The following is a 16,050-nucleotide window of genomic DNA, read 5'->3' as shown; positions in this document are numbered from 1 at the left end:
AAGCGCGGCCGGCCACTCGCGCCCATGGACAAAAGGATCTTTGAGAGATTTCCCCACCCGTCACTGCAGTTAGTGAGCTGCGAGAGCAGCTGCCGATATTTAGGAGCTTCCCATTTCCGACAGCGCATTGTTGAAGCAAATCATCGACAAGAATTACCCGACAGTTGCCTACGGCGAAGGCGTCTTCCTGTATGACACGGAAGGGCGCCAGTACCTGGATGGTTCAAGCGGCGCCATGACCGCCAGCATTGGCCACGGCGTGGAGGAGATTGCTGAGGCGGTGAAAGAACAGTGCCGCCGCGTGGCTTTTACGTATAGAACCCAGTTCACCAACCTGCCCGCTGAAGAACTTGCCCGCCGGCTCACCAACATTGCTCCCGGGGACCTCGATATGGCGTTTTTCGTCAATAGCGGGTCCGAAGCATCCGAATACGCCATCCGCACGGCAGTGAGCTACTGGCGGGAAAGAGGGCTCCCAGGCAAAGTCAAAATCCTTGGCAGGAGCATCAGCTATCACGGCATGACAATGGGGGCCCTGTCGATGTCCGGGCATGCAGCACGCCGCCCCGACTACGGATCCTTGCTCCATGCGTTCTCCTTCGCCCCGCCGGCCTACGCCTACCGCTTCGCCCTGCCAGGCGAGAGCGAGGAAGCGTACGCTGGGCGGGCTGCGAAGGCCTTCGAAGATGCCATTCAGAACGAGGACCCTGGCACAGTCGCGGCAGTCATCGTCGAACCAATCGTAGGAGCCGCCGGCGGAGTCCTCACACCTCCAGCGGGCTACTTAGGCAGGCTTCGGGAAATCTGTGATCGGCTGGACGTGCTGATGATCATCGATGAGGTCATTACTGGAATGGGGCGCACGGGCGACTGGTTCGCGAGTTCCTACGAGGACGTCGTGCCGGACCTCCTTCTTATCGGCAAAGGAATGAGTGCCGGTTACTCCCCTGTTGCTGCCATCTTGCTGCGGAGCCACATCGTTGAGGCGCTCAGAGAGGGCAGCGGCGTCGCGCCGTTCGGCCACACCTTCTCGGGGAACCCCCTGGGGGCAGCAACCTGCCTGGCGGTCCTGGACTTTATGGAACGCGAGGATATCCTCGCGAACGTCCGGCAACGGGGGAAGCAGCTCGAAGAGGGTCTGCTCTCCCTGGCAACGAGGTACCGCTGCATGGCCGATGTCCGTGGGCGGGGCCTGCTCTGGGGCTTCGAATTCGTTATGGACCAGGAAAGCAAGCAGGCACCCGATTCTGCGCTGGGAGCGGCCAACGCATTCGTGCAGGAATGCCTGGCCCAAGGGCTCATTGTCTACCCGGCCGGTATCGCCCCGCTGAACAACGCCGTGATCCTGTCCCCGCCCTTGGTGATCACCGAAGAGGAGACACGGGTACTGCTGGCGAAGCTGGAGAAAGCCCTCCGCACCATGGAACGCCACGTTAAGCGTTGGGCAGCCGTGGGTGGCGACCGGCATGGTTCCCGAGTTGGAACCGGAAGCTGACTCTCATCCCGGCCGTTCCACAGTGGAGCCGGAGCTGGTCAGGTTGCACATAGTGGTCCTAAAGGCTGTTCCCTCCACACACTTTTGAAACTCGACCAGGGCTGAAGATGGTCGAAGCGACCTATCTGCCAGCACCTCAACCATCAAGGAAGCCAAGTGACTACACCGATTCTTGCCGCCGTGCTGGAAAAGCCCGGAGCCCCTCTTCAGATCCGCGAACTGCTGCTTGATGATCCGGAGGACAATGAGGTTCTCATCCGGACTGAGCGAGTGGGCCTTTGCCATAGCGATCTGCACTATCTGAAGGGGTCGCTGGATATCTCCCTGCCGGCTGTCCTCGGGCATGAAGTCGCAGGCATTGTCGAGCGAGTCGGTTCTGCGGTCACAAGAATTAAGACTGGTGACCGGGTCGTGGCAACGGTCACCCCCTCCTGTGGGGCATGCCGCAACTGCATAAGCGGGCGCCCGACCCAGTGCGAACGGGTCGACTCGATGCGTGAGCGGCATCGGCCCAGGCTGCTCTCACCTGATGGATCAAGCGTTGAGTCGCTCGGCGGTATCGGCGCATTTGCAGAGGCCTTCCTGGTGAAAGAGGCATCCGTTGCAGTGGTCGGCTCGGATCTGCCTCCCCAGGTGGCGTGTCTTCTTGGTTGCTGCATCAGCACAGGAGTCGGCGCGGTTATTCACGGCGCAAAGGTAGGGCCAGAGGATACTGTCGCCGTAATCGGTTGCGGTGGTGTCGGAATAGCGGCCATTCAAGGTGCCAGATTGGCAGGCGCACGACGAATCATCGCCATCGACGCCGTACCAGCGAAGCTGGAGCTCGCCCGCAACTTCGGCGCCACGGACACTGTTGTCTCATCACCCGACCCGACAGAAACACTCATCCAGGTCCGATCACTTCTTCCCCAGGGTGTCAGCCATGCAATCGAGGCGGTGGGCCGCAGCCAGACAGCGGAACTCGCCTTTTCGCTCCTGAGCCCGAACGGAACCGCCACCATCCTCGGTCTCATGCCCACAGGGTCCGAGCTGCGTATCCCCGCAGATGCACTCGTGTACGGCGACCGCCACCTGCAAGGCGCCTACATGGGCGCGAACAGGTTCCTCAGCGACGTCGACATGTTCACGGACCACTACCTAAACAACCGACTGGATCTCGATGCAATGGTCACCAAGGAACTGCCCTTCGAACGTATCAACGAGGGATTCGAAGCGATGGCGGAAGCGACGACGATCCGCGTTGTGCTGAACATGACCGACAGACAATCGTGATCCGGACAACTTTCCAGACCGTTCGGCCCCGGCCTGTTACGGCGACCTGATCTGATTTTGCGTCACAGCCAGGGCCGGAACGAAAGCTGCGCGATGTGACGCTGCAAATCCTCCCGGACATGAACGGTCAAACGTCAGGGCTCAGCCCCTGCCGTAGCCGCTCATGTACGACAAAGACAACAAACGAAACCAGAGGAGCCACCTTAAATGACTGCTGAAGGACTAGCACAACTGACCGATATTGCCCCCGACCTTGTCGAGCAACGCTCCTTTGTCGATGGCACCTGGCTGCAGCTCGACGAAAGCGGCCGCTACCTTACCAACCCAAATACGGGCGAACCCCGGCAGCCGATGCGGAAGACCGGAAAGGCTGATGTCGAGCGCGCACTCGCCGCAGCGGCGACACTGCACGGGTCCGGAAAACTTGAAGACATCAACCTCCGGGACCGTCTTGAGCTCCTGGCGAAGGTGGCCGCATCTCTCGATGCTCAGAGCGAAGAAATCGCGCTGCAGGACAGCATCAACACCGGAGTCCCGATCCGGACCACCCGCCTGATTGCCGGTGCGCTCGGTGACAGAGTCCGGGGGACCATCGCTGAAGCGGAGCAGCTTGGCGAGTCGGAGACCCTCGACGGCGGTGACCGGTCTGTGGTCATCCTGCGCAAGCCCCTCGGCCCGGCCCTCATCGTTGGCCCCTGGAATGCTCCAACCTTCACCGTGGTCGGCAAGGTCGCGGCAGCAATGGCGGCCGGTTGCCCGGTCATCCTCAAACCCTCCGAGAACGCCCCCGGAGGTTGCCAACTCTTCGCCGAGGCGATCGTCGCTGCCATGACCGAACTCGATTACCCGAGCGCCGCGTTTCAGCTGGTTCATGGGAATTCGGAGACAGGATCACTGCTGACTTCGGACCCCCGGATCGAGGCTCTTTCGTTTACCGGGGGCGATTCGGCAGGCCGTACGGTCGCGCAGGCTGCGGCGTCCAATCTGGCTGTCATGCAGATGGAGCTCGGATCCAACAATCCCGTGATCGTTCTGGATGATGCCGATGTCAGCTCGGCGGCACAGTCCATTGTGCAGGGCATGACCCGCCTCAACGGCCAGTGGTGTGAGGCGCCCGGCAAGGTACTGATTGACCAGTCGATTCACGACCGATTCGTTGAAGCTATGAAGTCCGAACTCAGTAAGCTCCGGGTCGGAAATGCCTTGGATGAGACAACGGAATTGGGTCCCCTGGCCTTTGAGCGGCAGCGTGATGGCTTGAAAGCCGCAGTGAATCGACTCCTCGAACTGGGGGGAACGCTGGTCACTGGCGGCGACCTACCGGATCTTGACGGCTGGTTCCTGGCACCGGGGATGATCGTCGGATGTCCCGCCGGAGCCGCCACGGAAGAACTCTTCGGGCCACTGGTCACGGTGCATCCCGTGCATTCCGTTGAAGAGGCGCTTAGCCAGGCAAACGGACCGGCAACCGGTCTTGATGCCTACGTATTCGGTGGTGACGAAACACGGGCCATCGACGTGGCATCCCGTATTCGTGCCGGTGAGGTCCGCATCAACGGCACGTTCATGAGCGACCTGGCCGGCAATTCGCGCCAGAGTTTCTGGGGTACCAGCGGTATTGGAGGCCACGGTCCCCAGTACGGCGTACGCTTCTTCACCGGCGACCGCGTGGTTGGCGTGGACAGGACGGATTTCCCGCTCTAGGCGCCATATGCAACCCCAACAAGCGTAGGCCAGGCCCTGCGGAGCCTGCGACAAACAGTCCGGGAACGTGACGCGTGGCAAAGACGAGTGCTCCGCGTCCTCTCGGGAAAGCAGCAGGCCAGGACCTGGCAACATGAGACGAGAAAGTCCTTCAATGACCGATACTTCAACGACAGATACGGTGCGGTTTTCACCGCTGAGTTTCCTTGAGGGTGCCACAGCGGCGATCCCGGCCTTTGGAAGCGACTTGGTCGATTTCCGTAGGGAGATGCACGCCGATCCTGAAGTCGGTCTGTATCTGCCCCGCACCCAGGCCCGGGTCCTTGAGGCACTCAAGGGACTCGACCTCGAAATAAGCCTGGGAAAAGCAGCCTCGTCCGTGGTTGCGGTACTACACGGCGGGGCCACCCAGGCCCCCGTCGCGAGCCGTCCCACTGTACTGCTCAGAGGTGACATGGACGCCCTTCCTGTGGCAGAAAAGACGGGAATACCCTTTGCGTCGACCAATGGAGCGATGCATGCCTGTGGCCATGACCTGCATACAGCGGGCCTGATTGGTGCCGCCCGGTTGCTCTCGTCCGTACGTGACAGCCTGACCGGCGACGTCATCTTCATGTTCCAACCGGGGGAGGAAGGACATGACGGCGCCCGCATCATGCTGGAGGAAGGCGTTCTTAACGCAGCTGGCAGGCGACCGGATGCTGCCTACGCCCTGCATGTCGTTTCGGACATCCCGTCTGGCGTGTTCACGACCCGGGCCGGCTCCTACATGGCAGCCTTCGGAGATCTGTCCGTCAAGGTTATCGGGCGTGGTGGGCACGGTTCGCGCCCATTCCAGGCTCTGGATCCCATACAGGTAGCTGCTGAAATGCTTGGCGCGCTACAGACGTACATCACCCGGCGATTCAACGTTTTTGATCCCGTGGTTCTGTCCGTGGGCCAATTCCATGGCGGTTCTGCCTCTAATGTCATACCTGATTCGGCGGAATTCAGGGCCAGCGTCAGGTCTTTCAGCCCCGATGTCGAAGCACGGCTCGCACGGGAGTTGCCGGATCTTATCCGGCAACTGGCGACCGCTCACCAACTGACAGCCGAGGCAACGTTCACTCCGGTTATGCCGGCCACCGTCAATCACGACAGTGACGCCGAACTCTGGGGCAGGACCGCACGGACGTTCTTCGGAGAGCACCGGTTTGTGCCCAGCCCGTCCCCCCGGACCGGCTCTGACGATTTCTCCCGTGTCCTCGTGGAGGTCCCCGGAGCGTACGGGCACCTCGGAGCTGGGTCTCCAGATATCGACCCCATGGAGTGGGCTCCCATGCACTCGCCCAGGGCAGTGTTTGACGACAGTATCCTCGTCGATCAGGCACAATTTATGGCGGGCTTGGCGCTTGGAAAGCTCCAGGGGTTGGAGGTCCTGGAATAGCTACGGGCGCAGTTCGGAGGGCTTCCGGAGCGGCCCACGCCTCACTGAAGCAGTGGACCTAGCAGTACCGGTCTCGAAGCCCCGAATAGATGGCACTTCAACCACTATCAGGTTGCCGTACACCCCACTCTGACATCCGTCGGTCCAAGTGCCCTGGCCTGTCGAATAGAGGTCATTGAACTCAATCTGACATGTTCATGGGTTGGAGGCTGATGCGGTAGCTGGACAGCGGATCTGGATAAATGCAGCGGAACTCATTCGTGCTGCTGGCGGATAAGTCCGTAGGGAACAGCAGGGTGTGCTCGAACTATGTAGCTCCCTGGGCCGATCCGCGTCACCATGACTCCTGTTTCATGGCGCTTGGCGGCTTCGGTGATGCGAGCAATTGCGTCCTCAAGGTCCTGGTCTACATCGGCAGCGGTTTTCACATTGACTTCCAGCATGCCTGATAGGGGCCGATCCTCATTCAGGGCCTGAATGCTCTCTCCTTGTTCGAAGGGCAGCGCAGTTCGTTCCCTCCGCATGGCTGGATTCATGAGAGACGCTCGTTTCATTTTCATCTACTACGTGAGATTCCGGTGGGCTGCCCCCGCGATGCCACCAGTGATGGCTCCGGGTGCTCTCGGTGGGTCCTTGTTTCTCTGTTCCAACGGACATCAGGGCCTGTGCTAAGGGAGCCAGCGTTCGGCAGCTGCCTTCCTGGCGCACCAGGCCCCCGCTTTCGCAGGTCGGCGGGGCCTGGTACGGCCGAGTGGGTCAGGGGATGAGAGAGATGGTGGCTTCTAGTGGAAGGTCCGTGACCGAGAAGCCGGCTTTCAGCCGGAACTCGCCGGGTTCGTATTGCCAGCCGTTGTCCCAGTACGCCAGCAGCCGTGTGGGGAGCGTCAAGACTGCAGTGGCCCTTTTGCCGGCTTCTGCCCGGACAGGGGCGGAGGCCACGAGCCATCGGACGGGTCGGTCCACGGCAGAGTCCGTACGTTCCGCGTAGACCTGGACCACCTGTTTCCCTGCCCGGGGGCCGGTGTTGCTCAGAGTGACGGTGACGGGAACGACGGCGCCGGGTTCAGCGGTGCTGGGTGCATTCATGGACTCGGTGGTCCAGTCGGTGTAGCCCAGTCCGAAGCCGAACTCGTACGCTGGCTGGACATGGGCCTTGAGCCAGGCCCGGTAGCCGATGTGGATCCCCTCCTCGTAGACCAGTGTCCCGTTGGCGGCCGGGGTGACGTTCAGAACGGGAACGTCCTCCTGGGCGGCAGGCCATGTGGTGGGCAGCCGGCCGCCGGGTTCGTTTTGTCCGGTGAGGATGTCCGCGAGGGCGTTGCCGAATTCCTGTCCGCCGAAGTAGCCAAGAAGGGTGGCGGCAACGTCGTTGCGCCACGGCAGCAGGACCGGTGCGCCGGAGTTCACGACGACGATGGTGCGCGGGTTGGCGGCGGCGATGGCCTGCACCAGGCGGTCCTGCAGGCCGGGCAGTTCCAGAGAGGTACGGTCGTAGCCTTCGGACTCCACCCGGGAGTTGGTGCCGACGACGACTACGGCGGCGTCTGCTGCCTTGGCTGCTTCGACGGCCGCAGCGATCAGCGCATCCGGGTCTGAATCGTCAGCTTCGACGCCGATGGTGATGCTCAGGGCGTTGGCGAGGGCCCCGGTGCGGTCTGCGGTGTTGAGTTCAACCCGGACGTCCAGCGGAACCCCGGCTGTGGCCTCTACTTCCACGGATGCGGAGGGCGGGGCCAGGAAGGCCGCTCCCAGGTCCGTTCCGATGGCTTCCAATGTGGCTTCGCGCAGCAGTTCCCCATCCACGAAGATCCGGCCCTGCCCGACGGTGGAGAAGCCCAGGCGGATGGTTCCGTTTTCCTCGGGTGTGTAGACCGTCGAGAACTCAACCAGCGACGATGCCAGGATTGGGGCGTCGCCGCCGAACCAGACCAAGGCAGTGGCGCGGCGGTCCTCGGCGAACAGCTCCCCGCCGTCAGCATCTAGGAATCGTACGCGCAGCCCGGGAGCCCCTGTGACCGGGTTCGTCAGCTGTTGCAGCGGCAGCTCGGCGATGCCTTCCTGCACCACCGCTCCGACGCTGTAGCTCACGTTGCCGGCACCGAAGGCGTTTCGGATGCCCTCGAGCGGGGTGACGATCTTTTCGGGAACCACTGTGGCGGAGCCGCCGCCCTGGGTGCGGGCGTACCGGGCGTTGTGGCCGATCACGGCGATGCTGCCCACGGATGTCGGATCCAGCGGCAGCACTCCGTCGTTCTTTACCATCACGGTCCCGGCGGCGGATGCCTCCCGCGCGAAGGCGATCGGATCCTCCAAGCCGGCCGGCTCGGCCTGTACGGGATCGAAACCTTCAAGGGCACCGACGCGGGCAGCCAGTTGCAGGATGCGCAGGACCTTGCGGTCGATGGCAGCTTCCTCCACGTCGCCAGCCTTGACGGCGGCCACCAAGGCTTCGCCCCACGGCCCATCAGGCCCGGGCATGACCAGGTCCTGCGAATGCCTGGCGCTGTTGATGCTGCGCACGGCCGTCCAGTCGCTGATGACGACGCCGTCGAAACCCCATTCGCTGTTCAGCGGCGTTTCGAGCAGCTCATTTTCTGTGGCAGTGGCGCCGTTGATCGAGTTGTAGGCGCTCATCACCAGCCAGGCGCGGGATTCAACGATGGCCTTCTCGAAGGCCAGCAGGTACAGCTCGCGGAGTGGCCGGTCCCCCACTTTCACGTCCACGGTGAAGCGGTCTGTTTCGGAGTCGTTGGCCACGTAGTGCTTTGGGGTGGCGCCCACGCCATTGCGCTGCACGCCTGACACGTAGGCGGCTGCGAGTTCGGCGGTGAGGACGGGATCTTCGCTGAAGGCTTCGAAGTGGCGGCCTCCGAGCGGTGAGCGGTGCAGGTTGATGGTGGGACCGAGGACGACGTCTACGCCTTTGCGGCGGGCTTCGACTGCCGAGGCCGCGCCGAGCCGGTCGGCCATCGCCGGGTCCCAGGTTGAGCTGATGGCCGTTGCGGACGGGAAGTTCATGGACGGCTGGCGTTCGTCCCAGACTTCGCCGCGGACGCCGGTGGGGCCGTCGGAGACCAGCATGCGGCGCAGCCCGATCTTCTCCATCGGCCAGGTGGTCCAGAAGTCGCGGCCGGTGAGGAGCTGGACCTTCTCTTCGAGGGTGAGCTTGGCAAGGAGTGCTTTGAGGCGCTGGTCAGCGGCTGAGTCTGAGTGGGTTATTTCTGCGGACAGCTGATCTGCTGTGAAGGTGTCCATGGTCGCTTTCTGTTCCGTCTTGGTCAAGTGGCCGTCAGTGGTCCGGGTCGGCTTGGTCCCCGGATGTTGTTGGATTATTGGGGGAACGCCGTTGGGGAGGTTCGATGTCCTCCCCAACGGCGGTTGTTAGTCCTGATCCAGGGCTTCCTGGCGGCGTTGTTCCAAGGTTGCGCTGACCCGGGCGACGTCCCGGGGGTAGCAGAAGTAGAGGATGGTGAGGACGGCGGCATTGACGAGCATGAGGATGACAAGGGTCCAGAGGAAGACTGTCTGGATGCCGAGCGTTGAGGCAAGTGCGCCAGCTCCGAGGGAGAATACGGCCCAGCCAATGGTCTCGAACACTGTCAGGAAGATGGCGAAGGCCTGGCCACGGAGTTCGGGCAGTACGACGCCGGCGACGATGGGACGGTTCGCTGGCGGGTTGGCGCCCTGGGCGAAGCCGAGGAGGGCCCAGAAGGCGCCGTAGATGCCGATGTTGTCATAGTCGTATTGGGTGGCGAAGAACGCGACTGCGGCGAAGAGGATCTGGGCGCCTTGGAGGTAGGCGATGCGGCCGCGGTCGGGCAGGACGCGGTCCAGGACGGCGACAAGCCAGCCTCCGCCGACGGTGCCCGCAAAGTAGCCCAGGCCGAAGGGCACGAGAACGATGGCGGCGACAGCGTTAGTGAAGCCCCGCTCGACGACGAGGAACTGGATTCCGAAGATCGTGATCAGCAGGTGCCCGGAGAGCAGTCGGGAGAGCATCATCACGGAGAAGCTCGGGATGCGGAAGAGTGAGAGGACGGAGCGGGCGGTGACCTTCGGGGCGAGCTGCTCGCGGCCTTTGAGGTCGGCCAGCTGCTTTTCAGAGGCGCCGACGCCGGGGTCCTTGAGCAGGAGGGCAACGAGCAGCCCGGCCAGGATGCAGATACCGCCGATGGTCCACATGCCGTACCGCCAGCCGTCGGTGAAGCCTGTGAACAGGGCGATGAGGGGGGCGATGAAGGAGCTGATGAGGCTCATGAAGCCGTAGAAGTAGCCGGCTGCCCTGCCGCGCAGGCTGTCATCAAAGGAGTCGGCGATGATGGCGTTTGCGATGGGGCTGCCGCCGATGATGGCCGCGGACATCAGGGTGTTGAAGATCAGCAGCTGGACGAAGTCCTGTGAGAATCCGGCTGCGATCCCGAAGGCACCGCCGGTGAGGGTGGTGGCTATGAGAGCGTTGCGCCGGCCGATTTTTCCGGCGAGCCAGGCCCATGCGGGTCCGGCGGGGACAGCTACAAGCTTTCCGAGCGCGGCCAGGAGCCCAAGGTGGCTGCTTTGCAGTTTCAGGGCCGCGGCGATGGTCGGGAAGAGCGTGGCGCTGAGGCCTGCCTCGGTGTTGTCGACGACGGTGACACCGGTGAGGACGGCGAGGTTGCTCCAGCGGTGGGGAACTTTGTGTGCCTTGACGGCACCTTCGACGGTGTCGCTGGGTGGGGTGGTTTGGGTTGCCATGGGAATGTCCTGTCTACGTTGGCAGGGTGGGGTGAGTGGTAGAGCTTAGGCGGTGGGAACGGGGACCAGTTCTTCGGCCAGTTGTGTCAGCAGGGCGACCGGGATGGGAGTGACCTTCGCCAGCTGGTAGAGGCTGAGCTGGGCGGGGATGTTGACCAGCTCGGTGGTGACGAGATGCGGCAGGTGACTTCCGAGGGTGTCGCGGCACTGCGGGTCCTGCAGGAGTTCCAGGATCGGGCTGTTCAGGGCCGACCCGTTAGCAGGGAAACCCTCGAGCGGCGGCAGCGGCTCAAGGGCTGCTGCTGCCCTCTCTGCCTGCCGGCGCACCAGGAGATGTTCCAGGCCGGGGGCGCTGTCGAAAGGAATTCCGAGCCGGGTGAACTGGCTGCGGGGGGAATCACTGGCGTGCATCAGGTCCGCGAGCAGGCGCAGCATGCGCAGCTCGAGTTCATCATCCGTGATTGGATGCTCCTGTCCCGGGTCGGTTTCAAGGTCGAACAGGAGCGTTCCGTGGGCCCAGGGATTCATGAAGGATGTCGTCTCCACCCTCATGGTGCGCAGGCCCTTGGTGAACGGGAACGGTGGGGCTGGTTCCCACTGCTCGAGTTCGGCGACGCCGAACCTTGACCGCATATGGGTTGGCATGAGGGTGTAGTCCTCGAGCGGTGCGTTGGCAGGATCCGCGGCCGCGCGCATATAGACGTAGCGGCCGTCAGTGACGTTGACGTGGCCGCCGTGGATCCCGAACAGTGCTGCTTCGCGCACCTGGGAGTCGTCCTTCAGGACGGCGGCGAGGTCCTGGCCCTGCATATCCGGTGTCGGTTCGACGCCGAAGTACCGCAGCATAGTTGGAGCGATGTCAATGGTCTGGGCCAAGGCGCCGCGGCGGTCGTCCTGGCCGCCGGTGCGGGGATCCCAAAGGAACATCGGCAGGTGTACGAGTTCGTTGAACCAGGGCTGGACCGATTTGGCCCACCAGCCATGTTCGCCGAGCAGGAAGCCGTGGTCAGTGTTAACCAGCAGCAGCGTGTCTTTCCACATGTCGTACTTGTCCATGGCGTCCAGGACCCGGCCCAGCGACTTATCGCACATCGAGACCAGTGCGGCGTACTCGTAACGGGCGTGCTCGACCTGGTCCTGGGGTTCGGTGACTTTTTCATATCCGGGCCAGTCGAACTCGGGACCGTCATAGCTGTGGGGGTACATGGCCTTGTAGGTTTCGTGGGTGAAGAAGGGCTCGTGCGGGTCGAAGAGTTCGATCTGCAGCATCCACCGGTCCGCAGCGTGATTGATGTCGATGAAGTGCATGCCCGCGTCCACGGTGCGGGTCTGTGAATGCTCGGCCTCAGTGGGCATGTAGCTGCGGTTGATCAGGTCCTGACGCTTCATTCCGGCCCGCCAGTCCTGGCCGGCCCCGGCGGGGTTCACAACGCCCTTCCAGGGGTCGCCCTCCTGGCCGCGGAAGAACTCCCAAGTGGTGTACCGGGGATGGTAGGTGGCTCCCCCGTCCTCCCAGTAGTGCGGATGGTCGGACACGAGGTGAGTGTGGACGCCGGCCTGGCCGAGCATCTGCGGCATGGAATCATCGAACGGTTCCAGCGGGCCCCAGCTGCGGTGCAGGAAGTTGTAACGGCCGGTGTGCATCTCCCGCCGTGCGGGCATGCACGGCATGGAGCCGGCGTAGAAGTTTTCGAAGGTGACAGACTTGGCCGCGAGCCGGGCAAAGTTGGGGGCGTCCACGATCGTGTCGGCGTAGGGCGAGAGCATGTGCCTGTTCAGGCTGTCGAACATGAGGATGATGGCCCTCATCGTGTTCCTTTCAGGTTGTTTTTCGGCCGAAGGGCAGCTTCAACGGGAATCGCTGGTGGACAGCTCCGCCGGCAGTGAGGTGAGTGAGCGCGAGGACAGGCGACCGTCCAGGAGGTCCTTGCGCAGTTCGGTCAGGGCGGCAACGTGGGCGTCGACGGCGCTGGCTCCCATAAGGTGCAGCCGATCCCCCACTGCCTCGGCAAGCTCGGTGTCGAAGGCAATGGTGGGCGCCCACGCTTCGCGGCGGTCCCGGTTCCGGAAGCGGGCGATTTCAGCCTGGCGTGTCTCAATTTCAACGTCGAGGATCCGCAGCAGCTGCTCAGCGCTCATGAAGCCGCTAAAGCTGAGCCGGACGGTCAGCTCCGGGTCCTGGAACCGGGTGGGCGGGTGGTATGGGCCGGTGAGCCAGTCCAGGAACACGGTGGCTCCCTCGTCAGTGACCCGGTAGGTTTTCGCGTCCTGGGCACCCGGGCGGGGGTCCACGCTGTGAGTGACCCAGCCTTGCTTCTCCATGGAGCCGAGGGAGCGGTAGACCTGGCTCATCTGAGTGTTGGAGCGCAGGAACCTGCCGTGGGTGTCGAGGAACTTCTTGAGTTCGTAGCCAGTGCTCGGGTGCTCCAGCAGGACTCCCAGCAGGATGTATTCAAGCTTCATGTCTGACTCCATTGGCGGCATGTGTCCGTGACTGAGGTCACGGCTGATAGAAAAAACAATGACACAAGTAGAATGCTTCGTCAATGACACAAGTGGAATGCATTGCTACAATTTTTCCAACGCCTACCACCGACGCTTGAGTGAGAAATCATCATGGCACCACAAAATCAGGCATCATCCCACTGTTGCTCCGCCTCCCGTGCGCCCGCGCGCAACGAGGAAAGCCGCGGACAGCTACCGGCGGCACAAGCAGTTGCCCGCCCGCTGCAGCTTGACGGCGTCCGGTCCGGCGAGGGTGGCAGCTTTCAGGCTCCGCATGAGGATGTGTTGATTTCCGGCGGAGTGTTTGCCATGGGTGACGCGTTCGGCGAGGGCTACCCCTCCGACGGCGAATCACCTGTGCACAATGTCCACCTAGACGCGTTCCGAATTGATGCGACGGCCGTAACAAACCAAATGTTTGCCCGGTTCACTCAAAGTACGGGCTACCGCACGGAGGCCGAACAATTCGGTACATCAGCGGTTTTCCATCTGCTCGTACGAGCCCCTAGGAGTGACATTGTCGGTGCAGCATCGGGGGCGCCCTGGTGGCTGAACGTGCGGGGCGCTGACTGGGCCCACCCCGGCGGACCTGATTCCTATTGGGCTGACGTCCCCCACCACCCCGTAGTGCACGTATCCCACACCGATGCCCTCAATTACTGCGAATGGGCGGGCAGGCGCTTACCTACCGAGGCCGAATGGGAATACGCCGCCCGCGGCGGGCTCACCGGGAAACGCTTTGCCTGGGGCGATGACCTCACTCCCGACGGCGAATTCCGCACCAACATATGGCAAGGAACGTTCCCCACCAGGAATACCGCCGACGACGGCTACCTCGGCACAGCACCGGTCAAAAGCTTCCCGTCCAATGGCTACGGACTCTACGAAGTCGCTGGCAACGTCTGGGAATGGTGCAGCGATTGGTTCCTTCCTCACTACTACCGCACTTCCCCAAGGGACAACCCGCAAGGTCCAGCTAAGGGCGCGGGACGCGTCATGCGGGGAGGCTCCTACCTCTGCCATGACTCCTACTGCAACCGCTACCGGGTGGCCGCCCGCACCGCCAACACCCCTGATTCATCCAGCGGCAACTGCGGCTTCAGAACCGTAGCCGTGTACACAGAGAACGAGACTCAAGCCCAATGAAGAAGCTGCTCACCAAAGAGCCTTCCTGGCGGCGCGAGGGGGAGATGCCCGATTACCGGTTCTCGCTCGCAAACGAGCGGACCTTCCTTGCCTGGATCAGGACCGCGCTTGCCATCATCGCCGGCACAATCGCCGTCGACCAACTCACCCCTGAAATCGCACCACCCCCTGTCCGCATCGCGCTTTGCCTGCTCCTGGCCGTTGTCGGAGCGCTGCTTGCCGTGGAGGCATACCGGAGATGGGCCATGCAGGAACAAGCCATGCGGGCAAAACGGGAACTGCCCCACGCCTGGCTTCTGATCGCCATGACAGCCGTTGTTACCGCCGTTGCCCTGGCCTTCGGGGTCCTGATCATCCTCGCGCCGTGAGTTCACCAGCACGAGGCGTCAACGCAGATTCACGCGACCCTGGCCTGCAGCCTGAGCGCACCTTCCTTGCTTGGCGGAGAACTCTTCTGAGTTTGTTTGTGGCCGATATTTTTATCTTCCGTTCCTGGATCCTGTCCCTCTCGCAGGCCAGGGAATCCACCAGCACAGCACTCGGACTAACCGTCGCGGCCGCAGCACTCGCCAGCCTCGTCCTCGGCGCCTGCTTCCTCCTCCGATCCCGCACACTGCATCACCCCCCCACTGCACCGACGGCGTTCCTCATGCGCATGGCAGCGGGAGCCGTCATCGTTCTGGCCGCCGCAACAGCCGCCTCCGTCTTCCTGGGCGCGCCACCCTGAGCTCGTTGAGGTCCAACCGGCCCGCCTTCGGGGCGGGGTCGCGGTTACGCGCTTGTCATAGCTCCCGAGGACGGTTCCTCTTGCGGGAGGACCGCCGGTAACGCAGCCTGCAATCGTATATGCGCTAGGCATCTTCTAAATACACTTCGCCACTGGCGCTGATTCAGCCCATAAGCGCTGCAACAAATGTGTCTCTCGTCGGGAAGTGCGGCTGTTCGGCTATTCGGCTATAGAGCATGCATGTCCGAATTCCACCAATTCGTATTGTGCTAGCGCTCTGGCGGACCAGGACCTCGGCTTTAGGGTTACACCTCAACCTGACGTCAGGGCGAGAGTCGGAGGACGTCACGATAGGGGCCCATTGGCCTTTCCTGACAGGCCACGGCTGAAGTCTGAGAACTCAATCTGACTCTTCGTAGTGGAGAACGTGCGGCAGCGCGGATCCGGCTTGCAGCCAAATGCGACGCGAATAGCGCACCGGTCGTGATGCGAAAATAGCGACATGACCTCGCGCCTCTTCGACCTCAATTCCACCTGGCACCTGCCAGCCACTCCCGAATATGTGTGGGCAGTCATCGCCGATATTGACATGAGCTGGCCGCAATGGTGGCCGCACTGCACCTTCGCCGCCCCACTGAGCCGGACTGAGGCCAAGAGCAACTCGCAAGAGGACATTCTTAAGGCCACCACGGCCTGCCTCAACTTCAAGGCGTCCCTGGGCTACACCCTCACCATCAGCATCCACCCAACAGAGGTCGCAGCACCTCGGAAAATCGACTTCGATGCCGGCGGCAACCTCAACGGCACTGGGCGAGTACTGCTCACCGCCGAGAACCAAGGCCAAGCAACGCGTATGGACATCGAATGGCGGGTTCGTCCGACGCAGCGCTGGATGAACCTTCTGACACCAATCGCAGCCCCTGCGTTCACTGCGGCACATGCCCTGATGATGCGCCAGGGCGAAAAAGGCTTGATCAAAGCGCTGGCGAAACAGACACCCGCCAGCGCCAAGTAGACCTGTCTACATTCGACTAGCCACGGGAA

Annotated in this window: 13 protein-coding genes; 8 read left to right on the top strand and 5 right to left on the bottom strand. The window is 62.6% G+C overall.

Annotated elements, in window-relative coordinates; translation table 11 throughout:
• Window positions 1-130 precede the first annotated feature (130 nt).
• The 4 genes from QFZ33_RS10655 (at window position 131) to QFZ33_RS10640 (ending at window position 5,897) form a co-directional block, all read left to right on the top strand.
• Window positions 131-1,495 carry an aminotransferase family protein gene (locus tag QFZ33_RS10655; RefSeq protein ID WP_307027253.1) on the top strand — a complete coding sequence of 455 codons (1,365 nt, stop codon included), beginning with the start codon at window positions 131-133 and terminating at the stop codon, window positions 1,493-1,495.
• Window positions 1,496-1,651: 156 nt separating this feature from the next.
• Window positions 1,652-2,767 carry a Zn-dependent alcohol dehydrogenase gene (locus tag QFZ33_RS10650; protein ID WP_307027251.1) on the top strand — a complete coding sequence of 372 codons (1,116 nt, stop codon included), beginning with the start codon at window positions 1,652-1,654 and terminating at the stop codon, window positions 2,765-2,767.
• A 207-nt stretch (window positions 2,768-2,974) separates the two neighbouring features.
• Window positions 2,975-4,471 carry an aldehyde dehydrogenase family protein gene (locus tag QFZ33_RS10645; RefSeq protein ID WP_307027250.1) on the top strand — a complete coding sequence of 499 codons (1,497 nt, stop codon included), beginning with the start codon at window positions 2,975-2,977 and terminating at the stop codon, window positions 4,469-4,471.
• Between the two features lie 154 nt (window positions 4,472-4,625).
• Entirely contained in the window at window positions 4,626-5,897 is a 1,272-nt protein-coding gene (locus tag QFZ33_RS10640; RefSeq protein ID WP_307027248.1) for a M20 metallopeptidase family protein, read from the top strand.
• 254 nt (window positions 5,898-6,151) lie between these two features.
• On the opposite strand, the gene QFZ33_RS10635 is transcribed toward QFZ33_RS10640, so the two are convergent.
• From QFZ33_RS10635 to QFZ33_RS10615, 5 genes are all read right to left on the bottom strand, one after another.
• On the bottom strand, window positions 6,152-6,433 hold the full coding sequence (locus QFZ33_RS10635) for a hypothetical protein (RefSeq protein WP_307027246.1): 282 nt from the start codon (window positions 6,431-6,433) through the stop codon (window positions 6,152-6,154).
• Between the two features lie 220 nt (window positions 6,434-6,653).
• Window positions 6,654-9,152, bottom strand: a complete 2,499-nt coding sequence (locus QFZ33_RS10630) for a beta-glucosidase (RefSeq protein WP_307027244.1) — start codon at window positions 9,150-9,152, stop codon at window positions 6,654-6,656.
• A 126-nt stretch (window positions 9,153-9,278) separates the two neighbouring features.
• Window positions 9,279-10,628: an MFS transporter gene (locus QFZ33_RS10625; protein ID WP_307027242.1), complete on the bottom strand. Its 1,350-nt coding sequence runs from the start codon at window positions 10,626-10,628 to the stop codon at window positions 9,279-9,281.
• 45 nt (window positions 10,629-10,673) lie between these two features.
• Window positions 10,674-12,437, bottom strand: coding sequence for a sulfatase (locus QFZ33_RS10620; protein ID WP_307027240.1), 1,764 nt, complete (start codon window positions 12,435-12,437; stop codon window positions 10,674-10,676).
• A 39-nt stretch (window positions 12,438-12,476) separates the two neighbouring features.
• Window positions 12,477-13,091 carry a PadR family transcriptional regulator gene (locus QFZ33_RS10615; protein WP_307027237.1) on the bottom strand — a complete coding sequence of 205 codons (615 nt, stop codon included), beginning with the start codon at window positions 13,089-13,091 and terminating at the stop codon, window positions 12,477-12,479.
• A 153-nt stretch (window positions 13,092-13,244) separates the two neighbouring features.
• Here QFZ33_RS10615 and QFZ33_RS10610 point away from each other — a divergent pair, with 153 nt between their 5' ends.
• From QFZ33_RS10610 to QFZ33_RS10595, 4 genes are all read left to right on the top strand, one after another.
• Window positions 13,245-14,279 (top strand): formylglycine-generating enzyme family protein, encoded by a 1,035-nt coding sequence (locus QFZ33_RS10610; protein WP_307027235.1) that lies wholly within the window; start codon window positions 13,245-13,247, stop codon window positions 14,277-14,279.
• Window positions 14,276-14,647, top strand: a complete 372-nt coding sequence (locus tag QFZ33_RS10605) for a YidH family protein (RefSeq protein WP_307027233.1) — start codon at window positions 14,276-14,278, stop codon at window positions 14,645-14,647. The genes QFZ33_RS10610 and QFZ33_RS10605 overlap by 4 nt, the downstream gene beginning before the upstream one ends.
• A complete protein-coding gene (locus tag QFZ33_RS10600; protein WP_307027230.1) occupies window positions 14,644-15,006 on the top strand; it encodes a DUF202 domain-containing protein in 363 nt (120 codons plus the stop codon). Before QFZ33_RS10605 ends, QFZ33_RS10600 begins: the two co-directional genes overlap by 4 nt.
• A gap of 502 nt (window positions 15,007-15,508) precedes the next feature.
• Window positions 15,509-16,021 (top strand): SRPBCC family protein, encoded by a 513-nt coding sequence (locus QFZ33_RS10595; RefSeq protein ID WP_307027229.1) that lies wholly within the window; start codon window positions 15,509-15,511, stop codon window positions 16,019-16,021.
• Window positions 16,022-16,050 lie beyond the last annotated feature (29 nt).

The sequence above is a fragment of the Arthrobacter globiformis genome (assembly GCF_030815865.1).
Taxonomy (GTDB): domain Bacteria; phylum Actinomycetota; class Actinomycetes; order Actinomycetales; family Micrococcaceae; genus Arthrobacter; species Arthrobacter globiformis_B.
Note: the sequence above shows the minus strand (reverse complement) of the source record. Positions and strands in the feature narration are given on the sequence as shown.

What these genes read in the sequence shown, in the direction of transcription:
- QFZ33_RS10610 (WP_307027235.1), top strand. Translation starts at nt 13,245, where the DNA reads ATGGCACCACAAAATCAGGCATCATCCCACTGTTGCTCCGCCTCCCGT.
- QFZ33_RS10620 (WP_307027240.1), bottom strand. Translation starts at nt 12,437, where the DNA reads ATGAGGGCCATCATCCTCATGTTCGACAGCCTGAACAGGCACATGCTC.
- QFZ33_RS10635 (WP_307027246.1), bottom strand. Translation starts at nt 6,433, where the DNA reads ATGAATCCAGCCATGCGGAGGGAACGAACTGCGCTGCCCTTCGAACAA.
- QFZ33_RS10605 (WP_307027233.1), top strand. Translation starts at nt 14,276, where the DNA reads ATGAAGAAGCTGCTCACCAAAGAGCCTTCCTGGCGGCGCGAGGGGGAG.
- QFZ33_RS10615 (WP_307027237.1), bottom strand. Translation starts at nt 13,091, where the DNA reads ATGAAGCTTGAATACATCCTGCTGGGAGTCCTGCTGGAGCACCCGAGC.
- QFZ33_RS10640 (WP_307027248.1), top strand. Translation starts at nt 4,626, where the DNA reads ATGACCGATACTTCAACGACAGATACGGTGCGGTTTTCACCGCTGAGT.
- QFZ33_RS10630 (WP_307027244.1), bottom strand. Translation starts at nt 9,152, where the DNA reads ATGGACACCTTCACAGCAGATCAGCTGTCCGCAGAAATAACCCACTCA.
- QFZ33_RS10595 (WP_307027229.1), top strand. Translation starts at nt 15,509, where the DNA reads ATGACCTCGCGCCTCTTCGACCTCAATTCCACCTGGCACCTGCCAGCC.
- QFZ33_RS10645 (WP_307027250.1), top strand. Translation starts at nt 2,975, where the DNA reads ATGACTGCTGAAGGACTAGCACAACTGACCGATATTGCCCCCGACCTT.
- QFZ33_RS10625 (WP_307027242.1), bottom strand. Translation starts at nt 10,628, where the DNA reads ATGGCAACCCAAACCACCCCACCCAGCGACACCGTCGAAGGTGCCGTC.